The 14510-nt window shown below is 54.1% G+C and carries 15 protein-coding genes and 1 other annotated feature; of the genes, 6 read left to right on the top strand and 9 right to left on the bottom strand.

Features of this window, described 5'->3' with window-relative positions; translation table 11 throughout:
- Positions 1 to 24 precede the first annotated feature (24 nt).
- The 3 genes from WLO31_RS13060 to sbmC form a co-directional block, all read right to left on the bottom strand.
- Positions 25 to 345 carry a DUF496 family protein gene (locus WLO31_RS13060; RefSeq protein ID WP_147402970.1) on the bottom strand — a complete coding sequence of 107 codons (321 nt, stop codon included), beginning with the start codon at positions 343 to 345 and terminating at the stop codon, positions 25 to 27.
- Between the two features lie 161 nt (positions 346 to 506).
- A complete protein-coding gene (locus WLO31_RS13065; protein WP_435927032.1) occupies positions 507 to 1568 on the bottom strand; it encodes an FUSC family protein in 1062 nt (353 codons plus the stop codon).
- Between the two features lie 126 nt (positions 1569 to 1694).
- Entirely contained in the window at positions 1695 to 2165 is a 471-nt protein-coding gene (sbmC, locus tag WLO31_RS13070) for a DNA gyrase inhibitor SbmC (RefSeq protein ID WP_435927033.1), read from the bottom strand.
- A gap of 478 nt (positions 2166 to 2643) precedes the next feature.
- On the opposite strand from sbmC, the gene WLO31_RS13075 reads away from it, so the two are divergent.
- Positions 2644 to 3150 carry a ferritin-like domain-containing protein gene (locus WLO31_RS13075; protein WP_435927034.1) on the top strand — a complete coding sequence of 169 codons (507 nt, stop codon included), beginning with the start codon at positions 2644 to 2646 and terminating at the stop codon, positions 3148 to 3150.
- Positions 3151 to 3217: 67 nt separating this feature from the next.
- Positions 3218 to 4138, top strand: a complete 921-nt coding sequence (locus WLO31_RS13080; RefSeq protein ID WP_435927035.1) for a manganese catalase family protein — start codon at positions 3218 to 3220, stop codon at positions 4136 to 4138.
- A gap of 60 nt (positions 4139 to 4198) precedes the next feature.
- Here WLO31_RS13080 and dacD read toward each other — a convergent pair whose 3' ends face one another.
- Complete coding sequence (gene dacD, locus WLO31_RS13085) at positions 4199 to 5365, bottom strand: serine-type D-Ala-D-Ala carboxypeptidase DacD (protein WP_435927036.1); 1167 nt, start codon at positions 5363 to 5365, stop codon at positions 4199 to 4201.
- A 250-nt stretch (positions 5366 to 5615) separates the two neighbouring features.
- Here dacD and WLO31_RS13090 point away from each other — a divergent pair, with 250 nt between their 5' ends.
- Positions 5616 to 6767, top strand: a complete 1152-nt coding sequence (locus tag WLO31_RS13090) for an acyltransferase family protein (protein ID WP_435927037.1) — start codon at positions 5616 to 5618, stop codon at positions 6765 to 6767.
- Between the two features lie 62 nt (positions 6768 to 6829).
- Positions 6830 to 8269, top strand: coding sequence for an exodeoxyribonuclease I (sbcB, locus tag WLO31_RS13095; RefSeq protein ID WP_435930604.1), 1440 nt, complete (start codon positions 6830 to 6832; stop codon positions 8267 to 8269).
- A gap of 46 nt (positions 8270 to 8315) precedes the next feature.
- Here the strand turns inward: sbcB and WLO31_RS13100 are convergent, their stop codons facing one another.
- From WLO31_RS13100 to WLO31_RS13120, 5 genes are all read right to left on the bottom strand, one after another.
- On the bottom strand, positions 8316 to 9680 hold the full coding sequence (locus WLO31_RS13100; RefSeq protein WP_435927038.1) for an APC family permease: 1365 nt from the start codon (positions 9678 to 9680) through the stop codon (positions 8316 to 8318).
- A complete protein-coding gene (gene yoeI / locus WLO31_RS13105) occupies positions 9670 to 9732 on the bottom strand; it encodes a membrane protein YoeI (RefSeq protein ID WP_167607501.1) in 63 nt (20 codons plus the stop codon). The genes WLO31_RS13100 and yoeI overlap by 11 nt, the downstream gene beginning before the upstream one ends.
- A gap of 154 nt (positions 9733 to 9886) precedes the next feature.
- The gene (gene gabT / locus WLO31_RS13110) at positions 9887 to 11185 is read right to left on the bottom strand and encodes a 4-aminobutyrate--2-oxoglutarate transaminase (protein WP_435927039.1); all 1299 of its coding nucleotides are present in this window, start codon (positions 11183 to 11185) and stop codon (positions 9887 to 9889) included.
- Between the two features lie 144 nt (positions 11186 to 11329).
- Entirely contained in the window at positions 11330 to 12238 is a 909-nt protein-coding gene (locus WLO31_RS13115) for a LysR family transcriptional regulator (RefSeq protein WP_435927040.1), read from the bottom strand.
- Between the two features lie 161 nt (positions 12239 to 12399).
- Positions 12400 to 13227 (bottom strand): SDR family oxidoreductase, encoded by an 828-nt coding sequence (locus WLO31_RS13120; protein ID WP_435927041.1) that lies wholly within the window; start codon positions 13225 to 13227, stop codon positions 12400 to 12402.
- Between the two features lie 198 nt (positions 13228 to 13425).
- Here WLO31_RS13120 and hisL point away from each other — a divergent pair, with 198 nt between their 5' ends.
- Positions 13426 to 13476 carry a his operon leader peptide gene (hisL, locus tag WLO31_RS13125; protein ID WP_201279285.1) on the top strand — a complete coding sequence of 17 codons (51 nt, stop codon included), beginning with the start codon at positions 13426 to 13428 and terminating at the stop codon, positions 13474 to 13476.
- Positions 13452 to 13574 (top strand) — a sequence feature (His leader region). (Overlaps the previous gene by 25 nt.)
- A 36-nt stretch (positions 13575 to 13610) precedes the next feature.
- Positions 13611 to 14510, top strand: a complete 900-nt coding sequence (gene hisG, locus WLO31_RS13130) for an ATP phosphoribosyltransferase (RefSeq protein ID WP_435927042.1) — start codon at positions 13611 to 13613, stop codon at positions 14508 to 14510.

Genomic DNA, 14510 nt, shown 5'->3' on the forward strand with positions numbered 1-14510 from the left:
CAGAAGGTATGCTGCGGCTAAAGCTTATTCCGGCTTCAGCTCGCCCATCGCTTTAAGTTTTTTAGAAATTTCGCGACGCTCTTTGGAAAGCTCAGCATTTTTGATGATGTAGTCATCAACGCGGTCTTCGTAGTCGGTCTTCATGCTGGCGATGATGCCCTGAATGGCTTCGATGCTCATGCCCGGCTTGATGTAATCGCTCAGGTTATCGAGCAGCAGAACACGTTTTGAGTTGTCACGGATCTTTTTCTCTACGTCCTGAATTTCACGCTGCAGTTTGTTCTTACGACGGAACAGACGCACGAACTCCAGAACGTCCTGAAAAGAAGGCTTAGTATTTTCCATTTTTACACCCCTGCTAAATTCAAACTCGGATTCGTTAAGACAACTGCCCTAACCATAAAGGTAGCGGCTGCCGTTGACAATGATTTATCGGTCGCTGGTCCTATCTTAACCTTAATTAATGCTGAATCGAAACCAGCATTGTAAAAGCGGGCGCTCGCCCGCTACTTACGCAGCGCCCGGCAGATAAGCTGCGACAGTAATTCCAGCTGGCGGGCCAGCTCCAGGCTTAGCCATACATAGCCGTAGATCGGCGTTTCCTGCGGCGCGCTGCCCTGCTGCCCCTCCTGCATCAGCTGGCGCAGCTCGCTGACAATTTCGCTGAGCTTTTCGGTATTGGCCGAGATGGGCGACGGATTGCCCTCCTGCAGGGCCAGCGCAATGGCGCTGAGGGTTCTTTGCGTCATTTGCTGCGTGTCGCGCAGCGTACGCGCGTTAAGCATCAAAAAATGGCTGGCCCGTGACGTCCAGTAAGCGTTAATTTGCAGCTCAAGCGTACACACCATATTGCGGCTCACTTTCTGAATCGCTTCAAAAATCGTTTTCTGAATGTGCGTTTCTTTGCTGGCAGGCCCAATCAGGGCGCGCATTTTTACCACGTCGTTAAGAATGGTTTGCAGCGGTTTTTCTAAGCGCGGACGCTCAAGCAAATTTGGTGAAAATCCCGCGTTACAGAGCCGGCCGAACGCCGTCACGAAGCTCGCCATCTGTATTCGCCAGTGGATAAATGCCCGTTGCGGATAGATGCTGGTGTAGAGCATCGCCAGCAGCGATCCGAAGATGACGTCGCCGCTTCGCCACAGCGCGGTTTCCATGTTCCCCGCAGGCGCCCCCACCACCACAGAAAGCGTGATGCCAATCAGCAGGGCCTGGTAAGGGCGTTTGCCGAGCGCCAGAAAACCGCATAAGAACATGGCTATCGCACACCAGAGCAGCATAAGCGGCAGGGAATAAAGCTCCAGTTTAAGGGCCACAAGCCCGAGCGCCGCGCCAAATATAGTGCCGCCGATACGTTCAAAAGCTCTGGGAATAACGTTCCCCCAGAAGGAGATGGGTCCCATGACCACCACAAGCGTAATCAGCGGCCAGGTGCCTTCCGGCACGTTGAGTATGCGAACAAGAATGAAGGTGAGAATAAACGCCAGCGCGATGCGAATCCCGTGTACCGTGCGATAGTGGCTGTAAACACGCATTTCAAACGGGCTAAGTAATTTGTCGGGGCGCACACCCGTCTCCTGAAATCAAAAGCGCGATTGTAGCAGACTAATGCCAGACACCCGACAAAGGAGATCCCGGGCGTTTGGCATAGATCAATACAGATGGCGATAGAGTCATTGCAATATTGTCTAATTTTAACGCTTGCCGGCAACCGGGACATACATATCAAGTTCCCAGACGCCGTTTTCCGAACCGTCGTTGAGATAGTGTTCAAAGCAAGGCTTGCCGGTCATCTGATAATGTTCGTCAGCGGCCAGCCTACCGAAAAACTGCCTCCAGGGTCCGGCAAAATCGTTGTCCTCGATACGTACCCGCGCAACGGCGTATTCACCGCCTGCAATATGGGTAACGATAACGCCTTCGCTGTTTTCCGGTACCTCAAACTCTTCCGGCACCCTGATAACCGTATCGCAGCGCAGCTTCTCTGCGGGCACCTCATCGGGATTATCGTAATAAACCGCCAGCCACTCGCTCACGGGAACGTTATGGGATTTTACCCACAGGGCGAGCTGCTCAAATCCCTGATGAACGCTTTGTTCCCAGGGACCAACCATATGAAAACCGGCAACTTTATGTTCTGGTCTGTGCTGAATCTTAAATTCCATACTATCTCCTGTCTTTTTTAATAGCGTAGGTACCTGAGTGAAAAGTTTATTTCCCTTTCTGGATTATATTTTCCCTTCGTCTTTAGCGGTACTTCTTAGCGGTAAAATTGTACGCCGGGTTATTTATCTTAGCTCTGTTTGCCTGCGTCCTGCTGGCGTCAATAAGGCTTAATTCTCATTTTAAAAGCCGGCCCAGGAAACCTCTTAAAGCGGTGAAATTTATTTTCCTGACAACACTGATTCACCGATTGAACTACGCTTAATTACTGTTGCGGCACTAAGCACATTTTTTACTTACTTAAGTTTAATACCGGCAGACAAATGGCAATCAACGCTTTCTGAGCGCGGTTTAATACTCTCTTTTTGGTGTTATCCGTAGCGAAAATAGTGGCGCAGGGCATTAACGCTCACGCCGACTTCGCACTCTGTGCCTGAGCCGAACTCTGCCGGACATTTACCTACCTAAGAGGCACACAACATGACATACGAAGAAAACTATCTGGATTGGGTAAGAGACGCGTACGCCATGGAGAAGCAGGCGGAAAGCATGCTGGAAAAGATGGCCGACCGCCTTGAGCACTACCCGGACCTCAAAACCCGAATCGTGCAGCATATCGACGAAACCCGTAGCCAGCAGGCGCTGGTCAAATCCGTTATCGACCGCTATGACACCTCAAGCTCGGCCTTTAAAGATGCCGTCGGCAAGCTAAGCGCCATGGGCCAGGCGATGGGCGGCATGCTGGCTGAGGATGAAGTGGTTAAAGGCGCCATCAGTGGCTATGTCTTTGAAAATATGGAAATAGCCAGCTATACCTCGCTGATTGCCGCCGCCGAACTGGTTGGCGACCATGAAGGCGCCCGTATCTTTGGACAGATCCTCGAGCAGGAAGTCGCGATGGCCCAATGGCTCTCGACCCATCTGCCTGAAGTCACCGAGCAGTTTATGGTGCGGTCTGCCCAACCGGGCGTGGAAGCAAAAAAATAATCAAGCACCGGCGAGCGACCTGCCTCAGAGCAGGCGCTCACTTAATTTGTACTAAATGGAGTGAGCCATGTTCAGACACGTCAAACAACTGCAGTACACCGTTCGCGTCGCTGGTCCAAATCCGGGCCTTGCTAACCTTCTTCTCGAACAGTTCGGCGGCCCTCAGGGCGAACTTGCCGCCGCCTGTCGTTACTTTACGCAGGGTCTGGGCGATGACGATCCGGGGCGCAAGGATATGCTGATGGATATCGCCACCGAGGAGCTCAGCCACCTGGAAATCATTGGTTCGCTGGTGGGCATGCTCAATAAAGGCGCCAAAGGCGATCTAGCGGAAGGCACCGAGAAGGAAGGCGAGCTGTATCGCACCATCACCGGCAACGGCAATGACAGCCATCTGACCTCCTTACTGTACGGCGGCGGCCCGGCGCTCACCAATTCGGCGGGCGTTCCCTGGAGTGCGGCTTATATCGATACCATCGGCGAAGTCACGGCCGATTTGCGGTCCAACATTGCAGCTGAAGCCCGCGCAAAAATACTCTACGAACGCCTTATTAATATGACTGACGATCCGGGCGTAAAAGATGCTCTGGGCTTCCTGATGACGCGTGAAGTGGCGCACCAGATTTCGTTTGAGAAAGCGCTGTACTCCATCCGTAATAACTTCCCGCCGGGTAAACTTCCACCCGTTGAGCAATATGCGAATGTTTACTACAACATGTCGCAGGGCGACGACGTGCGCGGAAGCTGGAACTCGGATGAGAACTTCGAGTTTGTGGCCGACCCGACTCCGGCAGTCGACGGCGGCGACGGCATGGCCAGCGTTTCGCTCCCTGAAAAAGAGCAGGCCAATCTGAAAAACCTTATCGTCCGCACCGCATCCGATCCGTCGGTAAACCCGGTGACCGGTACCGATCTGGGGGCCGTTCCGCCAATCGAAAATGAAGCCACGGCGGCGAAGAAACCGAAAGCTGCTCCGAAGAAAAAATAGCCGGCAGGCAAAAAAAACGGGAGAGGATCGCTCCCCTCCCGCATTCCTTCTCAGGGGAATTCAGAATTTTTGCTGCAGGTAATCGCTAAAGCGCGACCACATCCCACCTTTCTTCACCTCAGTAAGCGAAACCAGCGGCCAGTGGGCGATAAGTTTGTCGCGGTCAAAAAGCTCGATTTCACCAACGCGTTGACTGGCTTTCACAGGCGCCGCCATAGCCTGACGATCGAGCACGTATTTAGCTTTTATATTAGAGACTTCAGATTTTGGCAATGCCATATAGACATCCTGGTCGGTGCCTACGTCAAACTCCTTCTTGTCGCCATACCAGATGTGCTCTTTACCTATCTTTTTGCCTTTATGCAGGATTTGCACGGTATCGAAGTTTTCCTGGCCCCAGTGCAGCAGTTTGCGCGCCTGCTCTTCACGCCCTTTCGGGCTTTCGGCGCCCATCACCACGGCAATCAGGCGACGCTGCCCTACTACGCTTGAAGCGATCAGGTTAAAACCGGCGCCGGACGTGTGGCCTGTTTTCAGCCCGTCGACGTTAAGATTTTTATCCCACAGCAGGCCGTTACGATTTTGCTGGGTGATACCGTTCCACGTCAGGCTGCGCTCGCTGTACATATGGTAGAACTCAGGCTCGCCGTGGATTATCGCCCGCGAAAGTATGGCTAAATCATAAGCAGAGCTGTGCTGGCCGGGCGCATCAAGGCCGTGTACGGTTTCAAAATGGCTATCACGCAGGCCAAGCCGCGCGGCGTATTTGTTCATCAGCGCCACGAACTGTGCTTCGCCTCCGGCGACATAATCTGCGAGCGCCACGCAGGCATCGTTGCCGGAATCGATAATCAGGCCACGGCTCAGATCGCGCACCGTCAGCCTGTCGCCCGGTTTTAAAAACATCAGCGACGATCCTTTAAACACGGGATTGCCCTGCGCCCAGGCGTCTTTACCTACGGTGACAATATCATCGGCGCCTATGCGCTTGCTGTCGATGGCGCGGTCAACAACGTAGCCGGTCATCAGTTTGGTGAGGCTCGCCGGGTTGCGTCGTACATGTTCATCAAAGGCGGTCAGAATTTGCCCGGTGGTATAATCCATCAGCACCCAGGATGCGGCCTGAATTTGCGGCGCAGGCGGTGCGTTAATAAAAGCATCGTCGGCAAAAGCGCTATGTGCGGAAAATGACAGGACAGCAAAAGCAATAAACTGGCGGATCTTCAACGAGGAGCCCTCAACGACTTTATTTTCAGCCGCACGTTTTACGGCAATTCTTCTCTTTTTGCGCGGCAAAATTGCAAGAAAATATGACTTTTATTGTTTTGTAATAATAATGAGGCATTTTTGTGCAGTTATTTCCCGGCCTGCCTGCGTATTATCTGATAATACTCCTCACGGCCAGCATTTTATTGCCAGAGCCGCTGTTCATTTATATTGTGCCTTTTTGTATGAATTTTACGCTAAAGGTACCAGCATGGTGCAAAGTAAAAACTGGACGCCGGAACTTGAGGGCCTGCGGGGGTTTGCCTCGCTTTGGGTGCTGCTGGGGCATATCTGCCTGCTGACTCAGTGTCGTATTCCCCTGCTTTACGATCCCGGTCTGGGGGTGGATCTCTTTATCTTATTGTCCGGTTATTTGATGGCGAAAAATTATCAGGACAGGCAGGAGAAGGAGCCCTGGCACAGCGTTAATACCTGGCGCATGTTCTGGTTGAGACGCTTTTTCAGGATTGCTCCCCTCTATTATTTTCTGCTCATTGTTGCGCTTGTTTTTGGCGGCGGGTTCGGGGAAATGCGTTCTATTATTGCCAGCGCGTGGCCTACGACCGCCACGCTCGCCAGCCGCTATGCCGACCATTCATTGATGAATATTGCCAGCCATCTGACTTTCGTTTTTGGCTTTATCCCTGACTATTCATACCGCACGGTCTTGCCCGACTGGAGCATCGGCCTGGAAATGCAGTATTACCTGCTGTTTCCGTTCATCATGCTGATTATTATGCGCTTTGGCTTTGCCATATCATCGGTGATGCTGATGCTGTTTTGCCTCGCCGCCCGCTGGCTGCTGCCGGCTTATTTTGATGCCTTCCCGATGCCCTCGATGATCCTGATTAAGCTACCCTTTTTTATCGCCGGCATGCTGATATCCCAGGCGATACGTTATCGAATGGTACATTACCTGGCTCTGGCGTTGCTTGCCCCTGTCGTCGCCTGGCAGATGCGTATTGCGGAAAACCACCTGCGCCTGATTGTCGAATGCCTGCTGATCGTCAGTATGACCGCTCTGCTCTGGAAGCCGGAAAAAAACACGCGTTTTAGCCGGCTGGCGTATTATCCGCGCTATCTCCTGACGCGTCCGGTAAGCCTGTTTTTAGGCGATGTCTCTTATTCGGTTTACCTGCTGCACCTGATGATTGTGATCCCGGTCATCGGTCTGCTGGTTCATAACACGGCCTTTAGCCATTTGCCTTCCCTGATGCGTTTTCTGATCGCCTCAGGTATATGTTTGCCGGTAACCTGGCTTATTGCGTTCTTTCTGTACCACAGAATTGAAAAGCCGGGGATTGCCCTGGGCAAACGCATAATCGGTCGCGAGGCCGTGCAGCCGCAAAGTATGACGCCTTAGCCTGGTTTTCTTCTGATGCCATGACAAATGAGTTACCATTAAGCCAGACCTTCATCAGCTTAATGGTAACCTCCGTGCCTGATACCGTACTGCAGCCCACCTTCCTTTTCCACGATTACGAAACCTTCGGCAAGAGCCCGTCGCTCGACCGTCCTGCGCAGTTTGCCGCCATCCGCACCGATGAGCAGTTTAACGTTATCGGCGAGCCGGAAGTATTTTACTGCAGGCCTGCGGACGACTATTTGCCCCAGCCGGAAGCGGTAATGATCACCGGCATCTCGCCGCAGCAGGCGCTGGCGCGCGGCGAGAACGAAGCCGCGTTTGCGAAACGTATTCACAATATTTTCACCGTGCCGAAAACCTGCGTGGTGGGCTATAACAACGTGCGCTTCGATGATGAAGTGACGCGCAATATTTTCTATCGCAACTTTTACGACCCTTACGCCTGGAGCTGGCAGAACGATAACTCTCGCTGGGACCTGTTGGATGTCATGCGCGCCTGCTATGCGCTGCGCCCGGAAGGCATTGTGTGGCCGGAAAACGAAGACGGGCTGCCGAGCTTCCGCCTTGAGCATCTGACCAAAGCCAACGGTATTGCACACGCTAACGCGCATGATGCGATGTCTGACGTCTATGCCACCATTGCCATGGCGCAGCTGGTGAAAACCCGACAGCCGCGTTTGTTTGATTATCTTTACAGCCATCGTTCTAAGCAGAAGCTGACGACGCTGATCGATATCCCGCAGATGAAGCCGCTGGTGCACGTCTCCGGTATGTTTGGCGCCCTGCGCGGCAACACCAGCTGGATTGCGCCGCTTGCCTGGCATCCGGAAAATCGCAACGCGGTGATTACGGTAGATCTTGCCGGCGATATTACGCCTCTGCTTGAACTGGATGCCGATACGCTTCGCAGCCGTTTATATACGCCGAAGGCTTCCCTCAAGGATGAGGCAGCCGTGCCGGTCAAACTTGTTCACCTCAATAAATGCCCTGTGCTGGCCGTCGCCAATACCCTGCGCCCTGAAGATGCGGAACGTTTAGGCATCAATCGCCAGCGCTGTCTGGAGAACCTGAAAGCTCTGCGCGAGCATCCGGGCGTGCGTGAAAAAGTGGTCGCTCTTTTTGCCGAAGCCGAACCCTTTGTGCCGTCGGATAACGTCGATGCGCAGCTTTATAACGGTTTCTTCAGCGATGCCGATCGCGCGGCGATGCGCATTGTGCTGCAGACCGAGCCGCAGAATCTTGCGGCGCTGGATATTTCTTTCGTTGATAAGCGCATTGAGAAGCTGCTGTTCAATTACCGGGCGCGCAATTTCCCCGGCACGCTGGATGAAGCCGAGCAACAGCGCTGGTTAGCGCATCGTCAGGAAGCGTTGTCGTCCGAAGCGCTACAGGCTTACGCCCTGGAGCTCGAAGCGCTCTATAACCAGTATGAAGAGGACAAGGAGAAGACGGCGCTGCTCAAAGCGCTGTTCGAATATGCGCAGTTTCTGGTGAATTAAAGGCAAAAAAATGACTCCCGCGGGAGCCATTTTTCTTTCAGCGTCGTTACGCTAAATCTTCGTTGAACTGCGGCACCGGGTTGCGGAAGCGACGAGTAACGAAGGCAAGATAGGTCAGGCCGATGGCTGCCCAAATCAGGCCAAGGATCATCGAGCTTTCTTCCAGGTTAATCCACAGCGCACCCACCGTCAGCGCGCCGCAGACCGGCAGCACCAGATAGTTGATGTGATCTTTAATGGTCTTGTTACGGCCTTCGCGGATCCAGAACTGGGAAATCACCGACAGGTTCACGAAGGTGAACGCCACCAGCGCGCCAAAGTTAATCAGCGCCGTTGCGGTCACCAAATCGAACTTCACGGCAAACAGCGCAATGATGCCAACCAGAACCACGTTCAGCGCCGGGGTACGCCACTTCGGATGGATATAGCCGAAGAAACGCTCCGGGAATACGCCGTCACGGCCCATCACGTACATCAGTCGGGATACGCCAGCGTGCGCGGCCATACCGGAAGCCAGTACGGTAACGCAGGAGAAAATCAGGATGCCGAACTGGAAGGCTTTGCCCGCCACGTAAAGCATAATTTCTGGCTGCGACGCATCCGGATCTTTAAAGCGAGAGATATCCGGGAAGTACAGCTGCAGGAAGTAAGAGACCACAACGAAGATCACGCCGCCGATTAAGGCAGTCAGGAAAATCGCTTTCGGAATAACGCGGCCTGCGTCCTTGGTCTCTTCAGACAGCGAACTGATGCCGTCGAAGCCGAGGAACGAGAAGCACAAAATGGTAGCGCCCGTGATCATCGGCACAACGTGCGCCTGCTCTGACCAGAATGGCTTACTGCTGGTCAGCGTGCCGGCGCCTTCGCCGTTAGCCACGCCGTAAATAACCAGGCCGGTAATGACCGCCATCACCAGCATCTGCAGAACGACAATCAGGCTGTTGAAGTTCGCTACGGTTTTGATGCCGCGCAGGTTGGAGATAGTCATAAAGCCAACCAGCAGCACGACGAAGATCCATGAAGGAACAGACGGCACCAGCGCTTCGAAATAGATTTTGGCCAGCAGGATATTGATCATCGGCATAAACAGATAATCAAGCAGGGAGGACCAGCCCACCATAAAGCCGACCACCGGGTGGATAGCTTTCTGAGCGTAGGTGTAGGCGGAACCCGCTGACGGGAAACGGCGTACCAGCTTTCCGTAACTTAACGCGGTAAACAAAATTGCCACAAGGGCAAACGCGTAAGCCGTCGCGACATGTCCGTCGGTAAGGCCAGATACAATACCAAATGTATCGAACAGCGTCATAGGCTGCATATAGGCAAGGCCCATCATAACGACCGGAATGAGCGTCAGGCTCTTACGGAGTTCGATACGTGAATTTGCACCTGCGGTGACGTTAAGCGACATGGTCATTCTCCCAAACGGCGAATGCCTGCGCAAAAGCAAAAAACTGCCCCATCTTGTTTTCCTCGGCGACACGACTGTCGTTTTTTAAAAGCTAGTATCTATCCGGTACGAAGCCCGGCCTCTTGGTTTTTTTGGCGAATGCCCGTTTGACTACTTAGACTCAATGCAAAAAAATAACCGACGCGTTTAACGTCGGTTTTTTTATCTCATTTTGTGAGGCGCGTATTTTGCACCAATTCGAGGCAGGATGACAAGATGTTGAGGCCTTGATTAACAATTTCTTTTTCGGCGGTTAAAGGCACCAGGAATCTGATGACGTTGCCGCGTACTCCGCAGGATAAAAGGACAAGGCCCTGACGGCCCGCCTCCTGCACCAGCGCCGCGGTGAGCTCCTTATCGGGGCGGTGGCTGTCGCGCCCTTCAACCAGCTCCATAGCAATCATCGCGCCGTATCCGCGCACGTCGCCAATGCAGTCAAATTGCTCGGCCAGCTGGTGCAGCCTTGCCGTAATTTGCTCGCCTATGGCCTGCGCGCGCTGGTTGAGCTGCTCTTTCTCGATGATATCCACCACGGCCAGGGCGGCGGCGATAGAGACGGGCGATCCGGCGTAAGTGCCGCCAAGCCCGCCCGGCAGCGCCTTATCAAACAGCGCTTTTTTCCCCACCAGCGCCGAAAGCGGGAAGCCCCCCGCCAGGCTTTTCGCCATGGTGATTAAATCCGGTTCAACTTCGCTGTGCTCAATAGCGAAGGTTTTGCCGGTACGGCAGAAGCCACTCTGGATTTCATCGACAATCAGCACGATGCCGTGCTTGTCGCAAATGGCACGAAGCTGCTTCATAAATTGCGGGGAGGCCGCGTAAAAACCGCCTTCGCCCTGCACCGGCTCGATAATAATGGCGGCGACTTCGTCAGGCGAAACGTCCGCGGCGAAAATACCCGCCAGCGAGGCCAGCGCCTGCGTATCCGTTACGCCGAGATAGGCCGCCGGATAAGGCGCATGATAAATGCCCGCCGGGAAAGGACCGTAACCTTTTTTATAGGGCTGTACTTTGCCGGTCAGCGCCATGCCTAATAAGGTGCGCCCGTGGAACGCGCCACGAAAAGCGATTATCGCGGAACGGCCGGTAGCGATTCGCGCGACTTTAATAGCATTCTCCACCGCTTCCGCGCCGGTAGTCAGAAACAGCGTCTGGCAAGGTTCGCTGATGGGCGCAAGCGCGTTCAGCCGTTCCGCCAGCTCAATATAGTTGCCGTAAGGCGTAACCTGAAAACAGGGATGGGTGAAGTGGTCGAGCTGTTGACGAACCGCTTCTATCACCGCCGGATGGTTATGCCCCGTATTCAGAACCGCGATGCCTGATGCAAAATCGATATAACGATTCCCCTCCACATCCCATAATTCGGCATTCTTTGCTTTATCTATATAGACAGGCAGCAGGTTTCCGACGCCGTGCGGAACCGCCTGCTCGCGCCGCGACTGCCATTGCTCATTGGTTTGCTTCATACGGACTCCTTGCGCACAAAAAACCTCTGCAACATTCAGCAGGGGTGAAAATTTCATCGCGAAGACGCATTCAGAAGAGATAGCGATCCATTTTTAACAATAGATGCGAGGCCGGGGGTCCGCCACTCACCCGAACGTATTATTTTACGTCATGCCGTAAACGGCGGCGATTTCAGGACTGGCGACGATTTGTCCCCGCCACCACTCGCTGGCGAGCCCGGCTGTCTGCTCATTCCAGCCGATCCAGACAGGCACAAAGGGCACGTGGGAGACGACCTGCTTCTCTACCAGCACGCCGCTTTCGATAAAACGCTGCGCCATGTAGCGCGGCATATAACCGCAGCCGATGCCGCTGATTTGCAGCTCAAGCTTGGTTTTAAAATCAAAGACGGTGATCGCCTCCTGATCTTCAAGGAGATGCATGGCCCGGGAAGGTTCAAGACGCGAGGTATCCCCGACCACGACCGCCCTGCTGCGTTTGATCGCTCGTCGGGTCAGCGGCTCTTGCGCCTCTGCCAGAGGATGATGGGGAGCGACGACAAAGACAATCTCCAGCTGCCCGAGCAACGTAAAGCCGAATCCGCTCAGCGAAGGCGGATCGCTCATCGCACCGACAATAATATCCGCCCGCCCTTCCGTCAGCGCTTCCCACGAGCCGCCCAGCACGCCATTGATAAATTTCAGGCGCGTCACGCTGTAGCTTTTATAGAAGGCTTCGATAAGCGGCGTGAGCAATGAAAACGGAAAGGAGTCGTCCACGCCGATCACCAGTTCGTTTTCCCAGCCCTGATGGAGCTTGATTGCCTGCTGTTCAAGTTCGCGCACGGTATGCAGCACCTCGCGCCCTTTTTCCAGCAGAAGCTGGCCTGTTCGCGTAAAACGCGCCCGATGGCCTGAACGGTCGAGGATCTGAATATTGAGCTCGCTTTCGAGCTTTTGCACGGTATAGCTGAGCGCGGAAGGCGTTTTAAAGAGCTTTATCGCCGCCGCCGCAAAGCTTCCTTCTTTATCGAGGGCGTCGAGAACGATCAGCACATCCAGCAATGATTTCAAACTCGCCTCAACTTATACCCTAAATAATTCGAGCTGCAGGAAGGCGGCAAGGGAACCCATTCCAGAAGTTTACTTTGGTAAATGACCGTAATGGGTGAATGCAGCCAACGCCCCTGCAGCCTGAAGCATGACGGGCAGAACGAGCGATGCCACCCGCTGCGCTACTGCATGGGCATTACTAACGGATCCGGATACTGATATTCAAACCCCAGTTCATTACAAATACGGCTGCCGTCCACCAGCTTCCCATGGCCCGGTTTCTCCTGCGCGCGAAACGTTGGCGCCGCCAGATTGAGCTGGCGCGCCATCTGAGAATAGAACTCCTCGCGCGTTGGATGAGCGGGCGCACATAAATTATAGATGTGTCCGCCTGTGGGGGCCTGTAGCAATAGCGTAATTGCAGAAATAACATCTTCCAGATGGACAAGGTTGACGCCGTGGCCGCCGTTGGCGACGTCGGATTTCCCGGCAAGAAAACGTCCCGGGTGCCTTTCTGGCCCAACCAGGCCCGCAAGACGCAGGATATCAACTGATGTGCCGGGCAAATCATGCAGCCACTGCTCCAGCTCCTTTAGCACGCGTCCGCTGGCGGTGACAGGGCTAAGCGGGAACTCCTCCTTTATCCTGCCCTCCGCCTCGCCGTAAACGGAAGTCGAACTGGTGAAAATAATGCGCGGCACCTGATGCGCCAGCGCGCTGTCGACAATTTCCTGCATCGCCTGCAGATAAAAATCATCCCCTTCGCCGGTCCGGCGCGCGGGAAGCGTGATGACCAGCGCGTCAACGTTCAGCAGCTCATCAAGATCGTCGCTGTCGCAAACCAGCTCGGGCGTCAGCTGCAGCTGATAACTGTCGATGCCGCACATGCGGGCTGCTTCAACGCCGTCGAGCGTAGTTTTGCTGCCTGTAACCTGCCAGCCCCGCGCTGATAATGAGAGCGCCAGCGGCATGCCTAACCATCCTAACCCGACAATCGCAACCTTTTTCATGCCTTCTCTCCTTAGACGCAGCATTTTCTTCTGCGCTGCTTTAACCAGCCTGTGATAAGGCTACGCCACGATAAGCGAACTGACAATTAGCGGGCGCAAACAGAATATTAAACGTGGCGATAAAAAGCCCTTGCGCTCAACGCTGAATCTGGTTTACGTTAAAAGCACATCATGAATAAACATTCATACGAGAATTTTATGACACGCGTTCAGACTACAAGCCACCATCACCACCATCATCCTGACTAGTCTTTCAGGCGATGTGTGCTGGAAGACGAAAAGATCTTCCAGAGGTGCATGAACGAGTGATAAAGCCCCCGGAAGATTTCTTTCGGGGGCTTTTTTTTGGACGACAGACAGGAATGATTAAGGGGCAACGACCAATGTTAGACAACAACCGTTTACGCATAGCTATTCAAAAATCTGGCCGACTTAGCGATGACTCACGCGAATTACTGGCCCGTTGCGGCATAAAAATCAACCTGCACACCCAGCGCCTGATTGCGCTGGCGGAAAATATGCCGATTGATATTCTGCGCGTGCGTGACGACGACATCCCGGGACTGGTGATGGACGGCGTGGTAGACCTTGGCATCATCGGTGAAAACGTGCTGGAAGAAGAGCTGCTGACCCGCCGCGCTCAGGGCGAAGACCCGCGCTATTTCACGCTGCACCGTCTGGATTTTGGCGGCTGTCGCTTTTCACTGGCTGTTTCCGTCGACGATCCCTGGGACGGTCCCGCAAGCCTCAACAATAAACGTATCGCGACCTCTTACCCGCACCTGCTTAAGCGCTATCTTGATGGTAAAGGCGTGCAGTTTAAATCCTGTCTGTTAAACGGTTCCGTTGAGGTCGCCCCGCGCGCCGGTCTGGCTGATGCCATTTGCGACCTGGTTTCTACCGGCGCCACGCTTGAAGCTAACGGCCTGCGCGAAGTGGAAGTGATTTATCGCTCCAAAGCCTGCCTGATTCAGCGCGACGGCGAAATGCCCGCCGCCAAACAGCAGCTTATCGATAAGCTGATGACCCGTATTCAGGGCGTGATTCAGGCCCGTGAATCCAAATACATCATGCTGCACGCGCCGAGCGAGCGTCTGGATGAGATTGTCGCCCTGCTGCCGGGCGCCGAACGCCCGACTATTCTGCCGCTGGCGGGCGATAAGCAGCGCGTGGCGATGCACATGGTGAGCAGCGAAACCCTGTTCTGGGAAACCATGGAAAAACTCAAAGCGCTGGGGGCGAGCTCCATTCTGGTGCTGCCAATTGAGAAGATGATGGAGTAA

The sequence above is a fragment of the Dryocola sharpae genome (assembly GCF_051307055.1).
GTDB lineage: Bacteria > Pseudomonadota > Gammaproteobacteria > Enterobacterales > Enterobacteriaceae > Dryocola.

What these genes read in the sequence shown, in the direction of transcription:
- WLO31_RS13060 (WP_147402970.1), bottom strand. Translation starts at nt 345, where the DNA reads ATGGAAAATACTAAGCCTTCTTTTCAGGACGTTCTGGAGTTCGTGCGT.
- sbmC (WP_435927033.1), bottom strand. Translation starts at nt 2,165, where the DNA reads ATGGAATTTAAGATTCAGCACAGACCAGAACATAAAGTTGCCGGTTTT.
- WLO31_RS13075 (WP_435927034.1), top strand. Translation starts at nt 2,644, where the DNA reads ATGACATACGAAGAAAACTATCTGGATTGGGTAAGAGACGCGTACGCC.
- WLO31_RS13080 (WP_435927035.1), top strand. Translation starts at nt 3,218, where the DNA reads ATGTTCAGACACGTCAAACAACTGCAGTACACCGTTCGCGTCGCTGGT.
- WLO31_RS13090 (WP_435927037.1), top strand. Translation starts at nt 5,616, where the DNA reads ATGGTGCAAAGTAAAAACTGGACGCCGGAACTTGAGGGCCTGCGGGGG.
- sbcB (WP_435930604.1), top strand. Translation starts at nt 6,830, where the DNA reads ATGGTAACCTCCGTGCCTGATACCGTACTGCAGCCCACCTTCCTTTTC.
- WLO31_RS13100 (WP_435927038.1), bottom strand. Translation starts at nt 9,680, where the DNA reads ATGTCGCTTAACGTCACCGCAGGTGCAAATTCACGTATCGAACTCCGT.
- gabT (WP_435927039.1), bottom strand. Translation starts at nt 11,185, where the DNA reads ATGAAGCAAACCAATGAGCAATGGCAGTCGCGGCGCGAGCAGGCGGTT.
- WLO31_RS13120 (WP_435927041.1), bottom strand. Translation starts at nt 13,227, where the DNA reads ATGAAAAAGGTTGCGATTGTCGGGTTAGGATGGTTAGGCATGCCGCTG.
- hisG (WP_435927042.1), top strand. Translation starts at nt 13,611, where the DNA reads ATGTTAGACAACAACCGTTTACGCATAGCTATTCAAAAATCTGGCCGA.